The organism is Hymenobacter mellowenesis, from assembly GCF_030581005.1.
GTDB classification, from domain to species: domain Bacteria; phylum Bacteroidota; class Bacteroidia; order Cytophagales; family Hymenobacteraceae; genus Hymenobacter; species Hymenobacter mellowenesis.
The window spans coordinates 255,851-272,563 of the sequence record NZ_JAUQSX010000006.1 but is presented as its reverse complement, the minus strand read 5'-3'; the positions used below and the strand labels follow the sequence as shown (position 1 = coordinate 272,563).

Genomic DNA, 16,713 nt, shown 5'->3' with positions numbered 1-16,713 from the left:
GCATCTCGCGTGTGGTGCTAATTCTTTTCTCCGACGCTTGAATTAGTAGTGGCACGCAAGATGCTTCGACTTCGCTCAGCATGACGTTCTATTAACATTTTTACCTTGATTCACCTGTTCACCGACGGCTCGGCCCGCGGCAACCCCGGCCCCGGCGGCTACGGCGCCATTCTGCGCTACGGCCCCCACGAGAAGGAACTCACCCAGGGCTTCCGCCGCACCACCAACAACCGCATGGAGCTGCTGGCCGTCATCGTGGGCCTCGAAGCCGTAACCCGGCCCGAGCTGCCGATTCGCGTGGTGTCCGACTCGAAATACGTGGTCGATGCCGTGGAGAAAAAATGGGTATTCGGCTGGGCCGCGAAATCTGATTTCGGCAAAAAGGCCAATGAAGACTTATGGCGGCGTTTCCTGCGCATCTACAAGCAGCGCAAAGTCACCTTCCACTGGATAAAAGGCCACGCCGGCCACGCCGAAAACGAGCGCTGCGACGTGCTGGCCGTGCAAAGCGCGCTGGGAAAGGGCCTGCTGGTGGATGAGGGCTACGAAGCCATCGCGGCCGGGGCCTAACACAAAATTCACCAAACGTAAGGCCCCCCATGCGATTGATTCAGGTAGTGCTTGCGGCAGTGTTTTGCTCGCTTTCGGCCCGTGGGCAAGACAGTGGCTTGTTTAAAATAGAGGTGGTCACGGCCAAGCATTCAGACCGAAAATCCGTCCGTGACTTCAAGCGGGCCTCGCCGGCGTTTTACGAGGACGAAAGCTTCACGGTGACTAAGAGTTGCGCCGGAGAGTTTGGCGGCAGTCTGATTTTTAAAGAGAAAGCCACCGGCCTTTTATACGGTTGCGAGGCCACTTGCCCCGTCATCCTAAACAAGCTCAACGGCCAGTACATTGCCACCACCACCCTGTCCCACATGATTGGCTTTTCAAAGATTCTGGCCATCGACAATCCGCGCGCACTCCCCATTTTGAAGCCCAGCGGAAAGCAACGCGGCGCGGCACTTATGCCACCGCCCAGCAGCCGGGAGCCGGGCCACGGCGTAAAAACGCTTGTCGATACGATACACGTGCTCGCATTGGGCAGCTTTCCGTACCAGGGGCAGTTGTACCACGTCGTTACCGATTTCAAGAAAACCTTTTTGGCCAAGGTTTCACGGGGGAAATTCGTCACCATCGCTCCAATTGCTGACTTCAGTATCCGCACGAGTGACCCCGAAATGGTGAGGACCGACAACGGCCATTACGTTCTCTTTTATAGGAACAGGGAGGAAAACGGCTACCTCGACGTGCATGAAAATGCGATAACCGTTTTTCGGTACTGACAACCAGACGTGCCCAACGACTACTTCCAGTTCCAGCAGTTCCGCATCGAGCAAGGCCGGTGCGCTATGAAGGTGAGCACCGATGCCTGCCTGCTCGGCGCGGCGACCGACCTGCGCGGCGCCACCCGCCTGCTCGACATTGGCACCGGCACCGGCCTGCTGGCCCTCATGGCCGCCCAGCGCCACGCTTCCGTGCAGATTGAAGCAGTGGAGATTGACGAAGCCGCCGCGGCACAGGCGGCAGCCAATGTGGCGGACAGCCCGTGGGCCGGGCGCATCCAGGTGCACGCGCAAAGCCTGGCCGATTTTGCCAGGGCGCAGCCGGCCCCCTTGGCGGACGACGACCGGCGGTTCAGCCACATCATCTGCAATCCGCCGTTTTTCCGGCAGTCGCTCCGCTCGCCCGACGCCGCCCGCAGCACCGCCCGGCACGAGGCGGCCGACTCGCTTTCTTTTGACGCGCTGGCGGCTTTTGCGGCGGGGCTGCTGTCGCCGCCCGGCTTGCTTACCGTGCTGCTGCCGCCGCCCGAGATGCAGGCGTTTGAGCAGGTGGCAGCCGGAAGCGGGCTGCTCCCGGCCACACGGCTGGTGGTACGGCACCGGCCCGGCAGCCGGCCCCTGCGGCACATCACCGGGTTTCGGCGGGAGGCCCTGGCAACGCAGGAAACGGAGCTGACCATTCGGACGGCGGAGGACGACACGCAGTATTCGGCAGCGTTTCGGGCACTGCTGACCGGGTTTTACCTGGCGCTATAGCCGGCCCTGGCCAACCACAACCTGCTATTCCCCTGGCGTATCCGGCATTCGCAGCTGGTTTCCACTCCTCTTATCTTATATCTTTAAGCCGCTTACGCCGGCCCGCCAGCCGGGCTGTTTGTTCACCCTACTCTGAATGCATATGCGGATGCTGCGCTCGCTCTGCTTATGCGGCAGCCTGCTGCTGGCTGCCGCGGGATGCCATCAAAAGGGCGGCACACCGGCCCCGGCCACGCCGGGGGCCGTGTACTACTGTGCCCGGCAACTGCCGTCGGGTCCTTGGCAGGTGTATAAGAAAAACCTCCTCAACGGTGCAATCGACACGATTGCCAAAAGCCCGGCCTATAATTATTGGTGGGTGGAAGCTTCGCCCGATGCCAGCCAGCTGCTACTGCTGCGCAGCCCCTACGGCAGCACCCCCGACCAGTTCAACTACGCCCAGTGCGAACTCGTCAGGGCCGCGGCCAACGGCACCGGCCAGCAAGTACTGCTGCCCGACAATGCCAACGGCTGGTACGCATTTGGCAACCCGCACTGGCACCCCAGCGGCAACCGCATTTTACTACTGGCACAGCCCGGCACCGCTTCAAGCGGCCCGTTTTACGCCGCCACCATCGACACCAACGGCCAGAACCCCAAGCTACTGACCACTCAGTACACCCTGGATGCCAACTGGGCACCGCAGGGCAACAAAATCGTGTACATCGGCCTGGGCGCGACGGGCAGCGTGCCGCTCAATTTCGAAGTATTTACCGCCGATTACGACTACGCCGCCAACCAGGTAAGCAACGCCCGCCAGCTCACGTCCGACAATACCCGCGACCAGGACCCCTGCTTCTCGCCCGACGGCCGCACCATCGCCTTCAGCGCCGGCAATGCCTTGCTGACGACCGCCGACCTGGTCACCATAGACGCTTCCGGGGCCAACCGCAAAGCGGTAGTCAGCGACGGCGGCGTCCACGGCGGCCCCCTCAACTGGGGCACCGATGGCCGCATCTATTTCCACAGCATCTATCTGCTGACTACCGGCTTCATGGCCGATGCCTATGACACGAAAACCGGCACCTACGAAAATTTACTAAGGAGCAATAGCAGCGCCTACATTTCGCCCTACTACACAGGCAAATAAGTTGATTAAAAAAGCGCCGGGCGGCAGTACCAAGGCGTTTGGCCTTGCGGCTTTGCGGTGCGCCTTCTACTCGTTCTGAAGCACCAGGAACATCGTATCAATACCAGCCGCTACACCAGCCCCGCCAGTAGCCCCAGCTTTTCGCGGTGCAGGCTGTCGAGCAAATCCGTTTCCAGCGTGCCGAATTCGGCGGCCGTGTAGTGCCGCTGCACGCGTCCGCCCACCAGCACCGAAATCTCATTGCAGGTTTCGGTGAGGGCGCCTAGGATGTGCGAGGTGAGCAGGATGCCCGTGCCCCGGTCGCGCAGGCGCTTCAGTATCTCTTTCAGGAGCAGGTTGGCTTCGAGGTCGAGCCCGTTAAAGGGTTCATCGAGGATGAGGTAATCGAGGTTTTGCACCAGCAGGGCCAGCAGCGCCAGCTTCTTGCGCATGCCGGCCGAGTATTCGTCGGCGTACTGGTCGAGGGGCAATTCCAGCAGCTGGTTCCACCCCTTGAAATCAACCACCGGCCGGCCCCGCGCCTGCAGGCAAAACTCCAGGTACTCGCGGCCAGTCAGGCGCGGGTAGAAATAGGGCTCGTAGGGCAGTAGGCCGGTATGCTGGCGCACGGCCCGGCCAGTGGTGTCGCGAACCGTGCCGCCGAAGTCGCTTTCCAACCCATAGAGGCAGTTAATGAGCGTGGTTTTGCCCGCGCCGTTGGCCCCCACCAGGCCGTGAATAGTGCCGGGCTGCAGGTTCAGGCTCACGTCGTGCAGCACGACGTGGCTGCCGTAGGCCTTGCGCAAATTCCGAATTTCGAGCATTTTGTTAAATGATAATGCGAACGTCATGTCGAGCTGGCCGAGACATCTCGCGTGCCGAAGTAACTCAATCGATTGGATTGCTACCCCACGTGAGATGTCTCGGCCAGCTCGACATGACGTTCAGCTGCATGAGCTTCAACATCTCCCAGCACCGCCCGCAGCCGGCGCTGGCTTTGCCAGATGAGCCCGCCCACGGCCACCAGCAGCAGCACCGGGTACACCGGGTTGCCGGGCAAGGCCAGCGCCACGCCCACCACCAGCGCCTGCGTGGTGCGAATGTGCACCGCATTGGGATAGAAGGCATATTTGGCCAGAATCAGCAGCGCCACCAGTCCTAGCCAAAAGACGCCTACCGCCAGCGTGCCGCCCACGCCGGCCGGCCCCGCGCCCAGCAGCCAGAAAAACGGCGCGCCCGTTAGGGCCGCGTAGCCCACGCCCAGCACCAGCCGCCGCCGCAGAAACGCCCCAGGCCCGCGCGCGGCCATTGCCAGCATGGTTAGCTGTTCAGGGGTGCCATAGCTGGCCAGCAGCACCAGCAGCCAGCCTAGCAGGGCCAGGGCCGGCCCCAGCGGCGCCTCGTGCTGCCATACGGCTCCCGCCAGCAGCAACGGCCATGCCCACAAGCCGCCCGTTCTCATCCCACTCACCCACTCAAACGCCTCGCTCCGAAACAAGCTGCGTGCCCGCTGCCGCATGCTGCGGCTTTCGCGGGCCGGCGGCAGGGCGGCGGCGCCTGGGGCCAGCACCAGCGTGAGGGCCGCCGCGCCCCCGTCGCCAAACGCCAGCAACACCACCACGACCGGCAGCGCCAGCAAGGCGTACTCTGCGGCCAGCCACCGCCGAAAACCCGGCGCGCTGGTGGCCAGAAAACGCAGGTCGGCCCGCTGACGGTGGGCCGAAGCGAGCGTGAAGGCAAGCAGCGCCGGCACTGCCCACTGGCCCAGCGGGTGCGGTGCCGCCAGCAGCAGCGCCCGTCCCGTAAGTATCAGCAGCACCGGCCCCAGCAGTGCCAGCCGCACCGCACCAACTTCCCGGAGCAGCCGTAGCAGTAGCCGGCCGCGCAGTAATAAGTAGGCCCGAAGTGGCATCATGCCCGAAGGTAACGCCCGTTGGAATGCTACTATTGCAGCATCGCAGGGCATTTGTGAAAACTTCAGCCCGGTCGTGTCTCGGCTGCGCCCGACATGACCGGGCTGAAGCTTGGTTGCCTAGCTTCGCTACCAACTCCCCCTCACTCCCATGCTAACTCAAAACGCTTTTCGCTTATTCGGCACGCTTTTGCTGAAGGCTGTGCTTGCCCAACCCAGCTTCGGCCAGGGGCGCGACACCGTATTTGCCGTGCATAAGCTTTTCCGCGAAAAGCGCGGCGGCGCGGCGGGCTACTCCGCCGCCGCCGATACGGCCAGCTCCCGCAAACGGTACGCCCGGCTCCCCAACGGCCAGCCCACCGGGCAGGAAGCCCGACAGGATGCCCTGGCCGCGGCCGCTTTCACCACGGTCAGCTGGGCGAAAGCCGGCCGCTACAGTCCCGAACGGGAAGCCAACATCATCGAATCTTATCGATTGGGCAACCCCGTCCCGGCCGACATTCGCGGCAAGCTGCGCCGCAAACACTTTCATCTGACGGCCCGCGACTTATCACTCAAACCCTGACCCAACGGCGCATTTAATCCACCACCTCCTCAAAACGAATTCCATAATCCGCCGCCAGCTCGTCCAGAATGGGCTCGTACAGCTCCGGTTGCACCGGAATCAATACGCCGCACTGGGCTACTTCGCCGCGCACCAAGCGGCGCACGGCCATGCCCAAGGGCAGGCCCACGGTTTTGGCCATGCCGGTGTGGGTGGCGTCGTCGCCCTCCACAGCCAGGGATGACGTGAGGCGATGCGGCGTGCCGTCCACTTCGTATTCAAACAGGTGCTGCATCACAATCAGGTCGTGGTCGTGAGGCTGGAGCTGCCACTTTTCAGCCAGCAGACGCTCCAGCAGTTGGGCGGGCGTGGCGTGGGCGTGGCCCACCGGCCGGTCCGAAAACAAACCCAGCCAGTTCAGCCGGCCCATTTCTTCGCCAGTGGGGTTCAGGCCGAGGTAGGTGGCCACGCGCTGCGCCAAGTCGAGGTGCGGAATGAGCGACGTGGGCAGATACGCCGCCACCAGCTCGGCCCAGGTCAGGGTTTCGGGGTTGTCGAGATTCACCACGTCGTCCGTCAGGCCCAGGCGCACCAGCGCGTGCCAGGCAGCGCAGTAGCCCGGCCGGCGCAGCGTACCGCGCAAAATAGTGGGAATGTCGTCCAGCCCGTACGGCGCCCGGTAACTGAGCGAATCCCGGTTGGCGTAGCCTTCAAACTCGCCGTACTCCGGCACCGTCAGCGTCTCAGTCCGGCTGAAGAGCTGTTGGTAAGGGATGAATCGCAGCTGCCCGTTTTCCAGAAATTTGGCCGTGCTCTGGCCGGCCAGCACCACGTTGCGCGGGTTCCAGGTGAACTTGTATTTCCATGGATTGTCGCCCTCGGCCGCCGGGGCCAGCAAGCCGCCGCAGTAGCTCTTGAAGCTCGTTAGCATGCCGCCCCGCGCCCGAATGTGCGCAATGGCCCGAATGGCCGACATGTGGTCGAGCCCGGGGTCGAGGCCGCATTCCATGAGGAGCGTCACGCCTGCTGCCACCGCCCCGGCGTGCAGCTCCCGAATTTCGGGGCTCACGTAGCTGGCCGTGGCCAGGTGCCGGCCGTGGCGCACGCAGGCCCGCGCCACCACGGGGTGCAGCATCGCCGGCAGCATCGAAATCACGACATCGGCCTGGGCCACCAGCTCATCCAGCAAGGCTTCATTCTCGGTTGAAAAAGGCACCGCGCGCGCGTATTGGCTGTGCGCGGCCAGCACGGGCACCAGGTGGGCGGGGTTGGCGTCGGCTACGGTCAGAAACCAGTTTTCGGTGGGCGCGTGGCGCAGCAGGTATTGAATGAGGGACGAGGCCGAGCGGCCGGCCCCAAGGAGCAAAAGGCGGGAAGTCATGCGGCAAATATGGGGGATTCAGGCAGAAGGAATTGGCAAAAGCACCATTCCGGGCGGCTCTACTGGGCCGGGCAGCCCATCTTTGCGGGGCCCCGTCCCACCATACGGCCCGCCTCCCCGGCCGGCCCCTCGTCCTCACGCTGAACACTGCCTTACTCATGCGCTTCCGTTTCTCCGGCCTACTGTGGTTGCTGCTGGCATCAGTAGTCGAAGCCCCCGCCCAAACGCCCCTGCCGGCACTGCCCCCGCCCCGCTTCGACCACAATTCCACGCCGGGCCCGCGCCATTGGCGGGGCACCATCGGCCAGCAGGCGGTGACGCTGGAGCTGGATTCGGGCCGCTGGGGCTACCACGGCCAGTATTATTACGACCGACGCGGTCGGACTTTGGGGCTGAGTCAGGAATCAAAAATTCGCAAAGGGAGGCAAACCGAACTTGTCGAAAGAGACGATTGGAAGCCTACGGGCACTCTCCTGTTCAATGGCCCCCTACGCGCCCAGCTCACCGGCACTTGGCGCAGCCCCGATGGCCGCCGCACTCTGCCCGTGGCCCTGCACGAAACCCACGCCGATGCCTTGGCCTACGACGAGGAAACCTGGGAGGTGAAGCAATTTATTCGCGGTGGCTTTTCCGACAGCACGCGCCTCGATTCGGTGGAGCTTCGCCAATACTACCTGAATTTCCGCCGGCCCCAGGGAGCCATCCGCCCGCCAAGCGCTGCCCTGGGCCTGCCCGTTCCCCGGCCGCGCATGAATCAGTACGTCGATTCGCTGCTGCGCACCCGGCATGCAGACCAGTTCGGCTACTTTTTTTATGGGGATATCTACGTGATGTATAACAGCAACCACCTTTTCTCGGTGGTGAATTTTGAACATTTTATGGCGACCGGAGACGAAGGCATGGGCACGCACGAGTGGAGCCGGTGCAGCACCTACGACCTGCGTACCGGCCGCCGGCTGACCCTGGCCGACATGCTAATGCCCGGATATGGACCGCAGCTACGCCGCTGCCTGCAACAGCAGTTGAAACCGATTTGGGCAAATGTGCACTACAGCGATGTCGGGGCCAATGGTAAGCTGCCCGCCAGCGGCTTTCTGGTGACGGGCACGGGCCTGACATTCAGCTACGACGACCGCGACGACGAAAGCCTGGGCTTCCCCGGCCCCTACCACGCCGACCGGTCAATCACCGTCGAGGTTCCCTACGAAGCCCTGCTGCCCATTGTCCGCCCCACCGGTCCGCTGGCGGCCCTGCTCCGGGAGCGGCACCTGCTGCCCAAGAAACCAGTCCCGTGACAGCGGAGCGGCGGCGGCCCGGCATGTGGCAAGGCTGATGACTTTCGCCTATCTTCGCCGCCCCCTAATCCCGCCCACATGGCCCGCATTTCCCGCCAGCAGCTTCTGACCTACGAAGAGCTGGATTCCGCCACCGACCTCACCCCTGCCGAGCAAGCCGCCTGGCAGGCCGCCCGCGACGCCACCAACCACGCCTACGCGCCGTATTCCGGCTTTCACGTCGGGGCGGCCCTGCTGCTGGCCGATGGCACCATCTTCCAGGGTACCAATCAGGAAAATGCCGCTTACCCCTCCGGCCTGTGCGCCGAGCGCACGGCCCTGTTCGGCCTCGCGGCCAGCCAGCCCGGCCACGCACCCATCGTGGCCATGGCCGTAGCCGCCCGGCCTGCTACCGGCGATTTTGGCGCGGCCTTTCCCTGCGGTGCCTGCCGACAAGTGATGCTCGAATACGAATGCCGCCAGAACCAAGCCATTCCGCTGCTGCTGCCCAGCCGGAGCGGCACCATCCTGCGCTTTAGCACACTGGCGGCCCTCATGCCCTTCAACTTTTCGGCCGACGACCTGCCGCCGGCCTAACCGCATGGAACGCCACCTTACCGTTGCCCGCACCGCGCGCTACCAGCAACTGGGCGAGCTTTCGGCCGCCACGCAGCGCGTTTGGTTTGTATGCCACGGCTACGGCCAGCTCGCAGCCTACTTCATCCGCCACTTCGCCTTCCTCGCCGAGGCCGACCCGCATATCGTCATCATCGCGCCCGAAGGCCTCTCGCGCTTCTATCTCAGCGGCAACGGCGGCCGCGTGGGCGCCAGCTGGATGACGAGCGACGACCGCCAGCACGAAATCGCCGACCACATCGGCTTTCTGAATCAACTGGCCGAAAAGGTGCTGGCCGAATGCCCGTCCGACGTTCAAATCACCGTGCTGGGCTTTTCGCAGGGCACCGCCACCGTGGGCCGCTGGCTGGCGCAGGCCTCGTTTCGGCCGGCCCACCTCATTCTCTGGGCTGGCAGCTTTCCGCCTGATATTGCGCCGGAGGCGGCTCAGCAGCTCCTGCAAGGCCTCCCGCTCACCCTCGTCATCGGCACCGAAGACGAATATATTTCAGTAGCCCAGTCCGAACAGCAGCAAGCGCGACTGCAGCAGCTGGGCGCCACGCCCCGGCTGCTCACCTTCACGGGCCCGCACACGCTCAACCGGGAGTTATTGGCTCAACTGGCTTACGCCGAATAACGTCCCGGCTTACTTGCGCGCAATGGTGGTGGCAGCCCCTTGCGCTCCGGCCAGCACCAGCACCTCTGCGATAGTTACGTGCGGCGGCCGCGTCACCATAAACACGATAACGTCGGCAATGTCCTCGGGCCGCAAGGGTTCGAAGCCTTCGTACACCTTTGCCGCCCGCGCCTCGTCGCCCTTAAAGCGCACCTGCGAAAACTCGGTTTCCACCGCGCCGGGGTTCACTTCAGCCACGCGCACGCCGGTGGGCAGCAGGTCGAGCCGCATGGTTTTGGTGAGCATCTGAACGGCCGCTTTGCTGGCGCAATACACGTTGCCGTTGGCATAAGCTTCCTGCCCGGCAATGGAGCCAATGTTCAGAATAAAGCCCGTTTGGCGAGCCGTCATGCCCGGCAGCAGGGCGTGCGTCACGTTCAGCAGGCCGCGCACGTTGGCGTCCAGCATCTGGTCCCAGTCGCTGGGGTCGCCGGCCTGAATGGGGTTGAGGCCGTGGGCGCCGCCGGCGTTGTTCACCAGCACATCGGGGGCCTGCAGGGCAGCGGGTAGCGTCGCGATGGCCGCCGCCACCGCCGCCCGGTCGCGCACATCAAAGGCCAGCACGTGTACCGGCGTCGGCGCCAATTCAGCCGCCAGCTTATCCAGCCGCTCCCGGCGCCGGCCCGTCACCACCAACTCAAAGCCAGCCCCGGCCAGCGCCACGGCCGTAGCCCGGCCAATGCCCGACGAGGCGCCGGTAATAAATGCAGTCTTCATAAGGCAGATGGAGATACGGAAGATAGCGAAACGGCGAAATGGGGAGGTGGGGAATCTGATGTTATAGTTGCGTGACTTACCGCCTCAAACACCAAACTCCCCACCTCCCCATTTCGCTATCTCTCCTTAGTTCTGAATATTGATGTACAGCGTCACCGAATTGGTGCTCAGGCCCTGTAGGCTGCTACTCAGCACGTCGTTGCGCGCCACCAATAGGTTGCGCAAGCCGTGCGAAAAGCGCAACTCCGGTGCCAGCTTAAACAAGGGATAAAACAGGTCCAGCCCTACCCCGTATTCCAAGGTCAGGTCGCTGTTCACCACACGTATTTGGTTGCGCAACGGGTCGCTGCGACGGCTGCTGGCCGTCACAACGGGGCTGATGCCGGCAATCATATACATGCGGGTGTTGCGCCGCCGGTCCGACTGGTACTTGAGCAGCAGCGGAAACTGCACCACAGTCGCCGTCACATCCTGCGTCACTATCGAGTCCGGGTACTGGTAGCCGCGCGGCTTGAATTCTACCTTGCGCGTCAGAAAGCTCACTCCCGGCGCAAAGCGGAAGATAAACGGCGAGCGCGGCCCGCCAATGCGCGCATCGCCAATGAAGCCCACCCCCAGACTGGGGCTGTTGATGGCGTTGGCCGTCACGTTCTGCCGGGCCACGTACTGCGCCGACTGTTCCACGTTGAAGCGCGAATTGGTGAGCGCCACATACATGCCGGGGTGAAACCACCGCTCGTCGTAAGAGGGCAGGTTCTGCACCGTGATGGATTTCAGGGTGCCATTTTTGCCGCGCTTCGCGAATGAACGGGCCTTGCGCTGCGCCTGCGCCAGCGTGGGCAGCAACAGCAGCAAAGCCCCTACCAAGGCGAGGCGCTTTATTTGTGCGCCGTGTAGATGGAGCTGATGCCGAAAGTGAGGGGTTGCCATGCAGGTTCTTTAAAGCCGACTTTGGCCAGAATGGCCAGAAAATCGGGGCCGTCGGGGAATGCCTGCACCGAAGCAGGCAAATACGTATAAGCTGACTGGTCTTTGGAAATAAGCTTGCCAAAAACCGGCAACACCCGGCGGAAGTAAAAATTATAAGCTTGCTTGAGCGGAAACGCCGTCGGCTTGCTGAATTCGAGTATTACGAGCTTGCCGCCCGGCCGTAGCACGCGCTGCATTTCGGCCAAGCCCTTTTCCAGGTGCGCAAAGTTGCGCACCCCAAAAGAGGCCGTCACGGCATCAAACTCGCCATCGCCGAACGGCAGGTTTTCCGAGTCTCCAAGCTCCAGCTGAATGCGGTTGCCGAGGCCTTTGGCGGCCAGCTTGCGGCGGCCCACCTCCAGCATGCCCTCCGAAATGTCCACGCCCGTCACTTGCGCGCCGGGCGCGGCAGTGCGCAGGGTTTCGATGGCAAAATCGGCCGTGCCGGTGGCAATGTCCAGAATGCGCGCCGGCCGCAGGGCTTTGAGTTCGTCCACCGCTTTGCGCCGCCAATAAATGTCGGTGCCCACGCTGAGGAAGTGGTTGAGGAAATCGTACTTGCCGGCGATGGAATTAAACATCTGGGCAACCTGCGATTTCTTGTCGGCGGAGTTGTCTTTGTAGGGTAATACGGCCATGAGCGGGCGCAAAGAACGGTAAGGAAGCGGGAAAATTGCTCTTCCCCAACGCCCAAATGGGCGGGTTTGTTAACAAATGCAACTATTATTTGGCGAAACCTCCACCAAAGTGACAAAAAAAGCGGGCCGGACAATTGCCCGGCCCGCTTCCCGAATTTTCAGTCTCTGCCAGAATTAGTTCTTGGCTTTGATTTTGGTTTTCTCGCCGTTGGCGTCCTTGGCTTTGCCTTCCAGCTCACCGTTTTTGGTGGTGGTTTTGGTTTCGCCGTTGGGGCCTTTGGTTTTCACCTTCACTTTGTCCGAGTCCTCGTCCACCTTGGTTTTCACTTTGGTGCCGTCGGCCATTTTCACTTTGCTCTTGCCGGGGGTCAGCGGAGCAGCGGTGGTGGTCGTCGTGGTCATGGTGCCGGTGGTGGTGGTCGAGCCCATGCCCGTGCCGCTGGCACCCGAATTGTCAATCATGCCGGCACCCGTGCCGCCCACAACTTTGAATTCGTCACGACGGTTAAGCTGCATGTTCTCCGGCGAATCGTTCGGCGCAGCCGGACGACGCTCGCCGTAGCTCACGGTGCTCATGCGGGTTTCGGTGATGCCCTGCTTCTTCAGGTAGTTATAGGCTGCCTGCGCACGGTTCTGGCCCAGTACCATGTTGTACTCGTCGGTATTGCGCGAGTCGCAGTGGCCTTCAATCGAGATGTTGATGCCCGAATTGGTGGTCAGGAACTGAGTGATTTCGTTCAGGCGGGTAATCGACTCCGGACGCAGTTTGTACTTATCGGTATCGAAATAAATGTTCCGAGCCGCCAAGTAACCGCCAGTGAGAGTATCTACATAGTTGATGTAGAAATTCTTGATGATGGTGGTCGAGTCATTCGTCGACACCGGCACCGGGAATTCCTGCGTCTCAATCGGCCGGCCGTCTTTGCTCACCGCCACCTGGTAGGTACGGCCCGAAAGCACAGCTACCTGATAAGCGCCATCAGCCTTCGAGATGTCGCGGAAACTCAGGGCCGTGTTGTCGGCCTGCTTGCCGCTGAACACCAGCTCCACACCCGGAATCACCGTCGTGCTGTCTTTGGCCGAGAATACCTTGCCGCGGATGTTGGCGTTCTTGATGTAGTTGATGGTGTAGATGTCTTTCTCGCCATAGCCGCCGATGCGGTACGAGCTGAGGTAGGCATACGAGCCATCGGGGCTCAGGCGGTAGTAGGAGTCATCGTCCGGGGTGTTCACGGGGTAACCCATATTCTGCGCGGCGCCCCACTTGCGGCCCACGCTGTCCCAATCCGACTTGAAGATGTCGTAGCCGCCCATCGTGTTGTGGCCACGCGACGAGAAGTACAGCGTCTTGCCGTCCTTGCTCAGGTACGGGCTGTCGTCGTCGTACTTGGTGTTGATGTTGGCACCGAGCGACTTGGCCGGGCCAAAGTCACCGCCATCGGTGCGGGTGCTGTAGTAGAGGTCCAGCGTGCCGTCCTCCGAGTACTTACCCGTCGAGAAGTAGATGGTTTTGCCGTCCGGCGTGATGTAGGCGTCCGACTCGAAGGATTTCGAATTGATGTTGCCGTTGAGAGGCTTGGGAGCCGACCAGTCGCCGCCGGTCTTGTCCGACACGAAGATGTCGCCGTTGTTGTCGTTGCGGTACATCAACAGCTTGGTGTCGTTGTCGAACAGCTGAATCGAGGCGTCGTGGCCTTTGCCGTTGAGCGCAGTGCTCAGCGAGCGGGGCTTCTGCCAGTTCTCGTCGTCCACGCGGGTGGCTTCGAAAACGTCTTCGTAATACTCGCCGTCGGCGGCAATGGCTTTGTTTTTCTTGTCGCTCGGCTTGCCGGCCGCACCCGTCACGTTTTCGCCGCGCGAGGTGAAAATGAGCAGTTTGTCATCCGACGAGATAACCGGGCTGTGCTCCGAGTACGGCGTGTTCACCGTCGGGCCCAGGTTTTTCACGAAGATGTCCTTCGGCGAGTTGAACTGCACCTTGGCGTTCTGGCTGTGCTTAATCAGCTGGGCGATTTCCTCCTTGCGCTGGTCGTTCTTCTTCAGCGTGGCGTTGTAGGCCTGGAAGTGGGCCACGGCCTCGTCGAAGTTGTAGTTGAGGTGGTCAACCCGGCCAAGCCAGTATTCCACGTCTTTCGACACTTTCGGTTTCAGCTTTTGGGCCTTATAGATGTAGTCGCTGGCCTTCTCCTTGTCGAACGACATATAGGAAATACCAGCATTGAACAGCGCTTTGGCGTTGTTCGGGTCTTTGGCCAGCACCTTCTCGTAGTACGGGATGGCAGCGCGGTAATTTTCCTGCTCGAAGAACTTGTTGCCGGTTTTGAGGTCCTTGCGCGTGCTTTGCGCATCAGCCGGAGTGGCGATAGCGGCGGTGAGGGCAACGGCGCACGACGCTTGCAGTAACCTTCTGGATAAGTTGTCCATTGGAGGAGTGATTTGGAAAAAAGAAATTTCTGAAGGGGTTGTCAGTAGAAATGCGCCGCTATTCGGGCAAGGGCAGGGAACTTTATTTGGGGCTTATACTGATTTTCTAAGCCAGGGTTAGGCTTTAATGCTGATTTGCCCAGAAGGTAACCGTATCAAAGCGCCTAGCCTTCCACATTGGTATCGCCACAGGTGCGGCGGGAGTCGGGCAAAGGTAGGTCGTTTGCTTGCGAAAAGCGGTTTTCAGCGAATAGTCGGCCATTTATAGGGTGGTCGAAGGCGGCAACAGAGCCCGTTGAGTTGGAGGGCATGCCGCGCAAATATAGAGGCAGTCCTGAAATAGCCATTCATTCCCCTATTTTTATTTAGCCGGGATTCCCTGGTATTCAGGCGTAATTTTGGGCTTTCCTTCTGCTTTTGCTATTCGCTGCTGCCCTATGATTATTCACGATGCCCGATTCCTGACCAGCAATTCGCGCGCCGACCTCTGCCCGGAGCCCACGATGCCCGAATACGCGTTTATTGGTCGCTCCAACGTCGGGAAATCATCCTTAATTAACATGCTCACCGGCCGCAACGGCTTGGCCAAAACCTCGGCATCGCCGGGCAAGACGCAGTTAATTAATCATTTTGTCATCAACGATAACTGGTTTCTGGTCGATTTGCCGGGGTATGGGTACGCCAAGGTGAGCAAAACGTCGCGGGCGGAATGGGCCCGCATGATTAACTATTATTTAATGCACCGCGCCAACCTGATGTGCGTGTGCGTGCTCATCGACTCGCGCCACCCGCCGCTGGCGGCCGATTTGGAGTTCATGGAGAAGCTGGGCGAAGAAGGCGTGCCCTTCGTGATGGTATTCACAAAGGCCGACAAGCAGTCGACCGCCCAGACCAAGGCCCTGCTGGCCAACTACCTGAAGAAGATGAGCGAAATCTGGGACGAACTGCCCCGCTACTTCCTCACCTCGGCCGAAACCGGGCTGGGGCGCGACGAGGTGCTCAACTTTATTGGCGAAGTGAACCAGCAGTGGGCGGCCGATGCCGCGGCCAATGCGTAGATTGGCCCTTAAATTGCCAACTGCGGCTTGGTCCTTGCCGGGCCGTTTGCCTTTCTTCTTTATTTCCCCGCCCCCCACTTTTTTTATCATGACGAAAACCCGTTCCGTTTCGCAGCTGGCTTTGGGCCTGCTGCTGGCCGCTGCCGCTCCGGCGCTGGCCCAAACCACCCCCAACACCACCCCCGCCGGCCAAGCGCCCAGCGAAAAAGGCACCGGCATCGGCTCCGTAGGCAAATCCATTCCGGTGGCCGAGTACTACGAAGGTGGCCAGGCGGCCATGTACGACTTCATCAGCAAGGAGCTGCACTACCCCGTGATGGCCAAGCGCAACCGCATTCAGGGCCAGTGTATCATCAGCTTCCAGCTGAATGCTGATGGCACGATGCAGGACATGCGCATTGTGAAGCAACTGGGCGGCGGCACCGGCGAAGAAGCCCTGCGCGTGGTGAAGCTGCTGAAATTCAAGAAGCCGGAGCTGCCCGTGCGGGCCAGCCTGCCCATCGTGTTCAAGCTTGGCCAGACGGCTTCCAACGCGACGGATGCGCAATAATTCGTAGTTTTGCGCTTGTTGAAAGAGGAATGAGGAACGAGGAATGAAGAATTGCCAATTGGCTTTCTCACCCTCGTTCCTCATTCTTCATTCCTCATTTTTCATTCTTCATTTAAGTACAATGCCCTACGAATTGCAAGAGTTGGCCGCCATCAGCGGCATGCCCGGCCTGTACCGCCTGGTGCGCGCCGCCCGCCACGGCGTGCTGGTGGAAAGCCTCGACGAGAAAGCCACCCGGACGCTGGCCCCGGCTCGCAACAAAGTGTCGCTGCTGTCGGAAATTTCCATTTATACCCAGGACCCGGAGGAGACGGTGCCGCTGACGGAGGTGTTTGAGCGCATTTACCAGAAGCACGGCGCCGAATCGCCGGTGACGGCCAAGTCGAGCGAAGGTGAGCTGACCGGTTTTCTGGCCGGCGTGATTCCTGACTACGACCGGGACCGGGTGTACCTCTCCGACATCAAGAAGCTGGCCACCTGGTACGGCATCGTGAGCAAGAACCGCCCTTACCAGGCTGCCGAGGCTGCTGCCACTGAAAAAGCGGATGAAACTTTCGCTACTGAAGAAACGGCTGCCCCCAAAGCCAAGCGCAAATCGGCTAAAACGGCTGAAGAGCCCGCAGCCGATGAGCCGCTGAGCACGGGTGGCGTCATTGGCGCCGCCGACGAAGCTCCGGCCGCCGAAGGCAACCCGGAAGCCACCGCGCCCGCCAAGAAAAGCCGCAAAAAGGCCGAGTAGGCCAGGTCTCTGAAGCAACAAAAAAGG

At 61.4% G+C, this 16,713-nt stretch carries 18 protein-coding genes; 11 read left to right on the top strand and 7 right to left on the bottom strand.

Features of this window, described 5'->3' with window-relative positions; genetic code table 11:
* Nucleotides 1-105 precede the first annotated feature (105 nt).
* From rnhA to Q5H92_RS13550, 4 genes are all read left to right on the top strand, one after another.
* Entirely contained in the window at nucleotides 106-570 is a 465-nt protein-coding gene (gene rnhA, locus Q5H92_RS13565; protein WP_305012072.1) for a ribonuclease HI, read from the top strand.
* Nucleotides 571-599: 29 nt separating this feature from the next.
* Nucleotides 600-1,325 carry a hypothetical protein gene (locus Q5H92_RS13560; protein WP_305012071.1) on the top strand — a complete coding sequence of 242 codons (726 nt, stop codon included), beginning with the start codon at nucleotides 600-602 and terminating at the stop codon, nucleotides 1,323-1,325.
* 9 nt (nucleotides 1,326-1,334) lie between these two features.
* Nucleotides 1,335-2,081: a tRNA1(Val) (adenine(37)-N6)-methyltransferase gene (locus Q5H92_RS13555; protein WP_305012070.1), complete on the top strand. Its 747-nt coding sequence runs from the start codon at nucleotides 1,335-1,337 to the stop codon at nucleotides 2,079-2,081.
* Nucleotides 2,082-2,229: 148 nt separating this feature from the next.
* Complete coding sequence (locus Q5H92_RS13550; protein WP_305012069.1) at nucleotides 2,230-3,210, top strand: TolB family protein; 981 nt, start codon at nucleotides 2,230-2,232, stop codon at nucleotides 3,208-3,210.
* Between the two features lie 110 nt (nucleotides 3,211-3,320).
* On the opposite strand, the gene Q5H92_RS13545 is transcribed toward Q5H92_RS13550, so the two are convergent.
* Complete coding sequence (locus Q5H92_RS13545) at nucleotides 3,321-4,013, bottom strand: ABC transporter ATP-binding protein (RefSeq protein WP_305012068.1); 693 nt, start codon at nucleotides 4,011-4,013, stop codon at nucleotides 3,321-3,323.
* A gap of 80 nt (nucleotides 4,014-4,093) precedes the next feature.
* A complete protein-coding gene (locus tag Q5H92_RS13540) occupies nucleotides 4,094-5,104 on the bottom strand; it encodes a hypothetical protein (RefSeq protein ID WP_305012067.1) in 1,011 nt (336 codons plus the stop codon).
* A 199-nt stretch (nucleotides 5,105-5,303) separates the two neighbouring features.
* On the opposite strand from Q5H92_RS13540, the gene Q5H92_RS13535 reads away from it, so the two are divergent.
* Nucleotides 5,304-5,666 carry a hypothetical protein gene (locus Q5H92_RS13535; protein WP_305012066.1) on the top strand — a complete coding sequence of 121 codons (363 nt, stop codon included), beginning with the start codon at nucleotides 5,304-5,306 and terminating at the stop codon, nucleotides 5,664-5,666.
* A gap of 13 nt (nucleotides 5,667-5,679) precedes the next feature.
* Here Q5H92_RS13535 and Q5H92_RS13530 read toward each other — a convergent pair whose 3' ends face one another.
* Nucleotides 5,680-7,026, bottom strand: coding sequence for a saccharopine dehydrogenase C-terminal domain-containing protein (locus Q5H92_RS13530; protein ID WP_305012065.1), 1,347 nt, complete (start codon nucleotides 7,024-7,026; stop codon nucleotides 5,680-5,682).
* A gap of 158 nt (nucleotides 7,027-7,184) precedes the next feature.
* On the opposite strand from Q5H92_RS13530, the gene Q5H92_RS13525 reads away from it, so the two are divergent.
* The 3 genes from Q5H92_RS13525 (at nucleotide 7,185) to Q5H92_RS13515 (ending at nucleotide 9,552) form a co-directional block, all read left to right on the top strand.
* Complete coding sequence (locus Q5H92_RS13525) at nucleotides 7,185-8,321, top strand: hypothetical protein (protein WP_305012064.1); 1,137 nt, start codon at nucleotides 7,185-7,187, stop codon at nucleotides 8,319-8,321.
* A 78-nt stretch (nucleotides 8,322-8,399) separates the two neighbouring features.
* Entirely contained in the window at nucleotides 8,400-8,897 is a 498-nt protein-coding gene (gene cdd / locus Q5H92_RS13520) for a cytidine deaminase (RefSeq protein WP_305012063.1), read from the top strand.
* A gap of 4 nt (nucleotides 8,898-8,901) precedes the next feature.
* On the top strand, nucleotides 8,902-9,552 hold the full coding sequence (locus tag Q5H92_RS13515; RefSeq protein WP_305012062.1) for an alpha/beta hydrolase: 651 nt from the start codon (nucleotides 8,902-8,904) through the stop codon (nucleotides 9,550-9,552).
* A gap of 9 nt (nucleotides 9,553-9,561) precedes the next feature.
* Here Q5H92_RS13515 and Q5H92_RS13510 read toward each other — a convergent pair whose 3' ends face one another.
* From Q5H92_RS13510 to Q5H92_RS13495, 4 genes are all read right to left on the bottom strand, one after another.
* On the bottom strand, nucleotides 9,562-10,308 hold the full coding sequence (locus Q5H92_RS13510) for an SDR family NAD(P)-dependent oxidoreductase (protein ID WP_305012061.1): 747 nt from the start codon (nucleotides 10,306-10,308) through the stop codon (nucleotides 9,562-9,564).
* 126 nt (nucleotides 10,309-10,434) lie between these two features.
* The gene (porT, locus tag Q5H92_RS13505) at nucleotides 10,435-11,238 is read right to left on the bottom strand and encodes a type IX secretion/gliding motility protein PorT/SprT (protein ID WP_305012060.1); all 804 of its coding nucleotides are present in this window, start codon (nucleotides 11,236-11,238) and stop codon (nucleotides 10,435-10,437) included.
* Entirely contained in the window at nucleotides 11,187-11,915 is a 729-nt protein-coding gene (gene ubiE, locus Q5H92_RS13500) for a bifunctional demethylmenaquinone methyltransferase/2-methoxy-6-polyprenyl-1,4-benzoquinol methylase UbiE (protein ID WP_305012059.1), read from the bottom strand. The genes porT and ubiE overlap by 52 nt, the downstream gene beginning before the upstream one ends.
* A 174-nt stretch (nucleotides 11,916-12,089) precedes the next feature.
* Nucleotides 12,090-14,339: an OmpA family protein gene (locus Q5H92_RS13495; protein ID WP_305012058.1), complete on the bottom strand. Its 2,250-nt coding sequence runs from the start codon at nucleotides 14,337-14,339 to the stop codon at nucleotides 12,090-12,092.
* A 437-nt stretch (nucleotides 14,340-14,776) separates the two neighbouring features.
* Between Q5H92_RS13495 and yihA the strand changes: the two genes are divergently transcribed.
* The 3 genes from yihA (at nucleotide 14,777) to Q5H92_RS13480 (ending at nucleotide 16,686) form a co-directional block, all read left to right on the top strand.
* On the top strand, nucleotides 14,777-15,397 hold the full coding sequence (yihA, locus tag Q5H92_RS13490; RefSeq protein ID WP_305012057.1) for a ribosome biogenesis GTP-binding protein YihA/YsxC: 621 nt from the start codon (nucleotides 14,777-14,779) through the stop codon (nucleotides 15,395-15,397).
* An 88-nt stretch (nucleotides 15,398-15,485) separates the two neighbouring features.
* Nucleotides 15,486-15,947 (top strand): energy transducer TonB, encoded by a 462-nt coding sequence (locus Q5H92_RS13485; protein ID WP_305012056.1) that lies wholly within the window; start codon nucleotides 15,486-15,488, stop codon nucleotides 15,945-15,947.
* 121 nt (nucleotides 15,948-16,068) lie between these two features.
* Nucleotides 16,069-16,686, top strand: coding sequence for a DUF5606 family protein (locus Q5H92_RS13480; RefSeq protein ID WP_305012055.1), 618 nt, complete (start codon nucleotides 16,069-16,071; stop codon nucleotides 16,684-16,686).
* The last annotated feature ends 27 nt before the right edge of the window (nucleotides 16,687-16,713 follow it).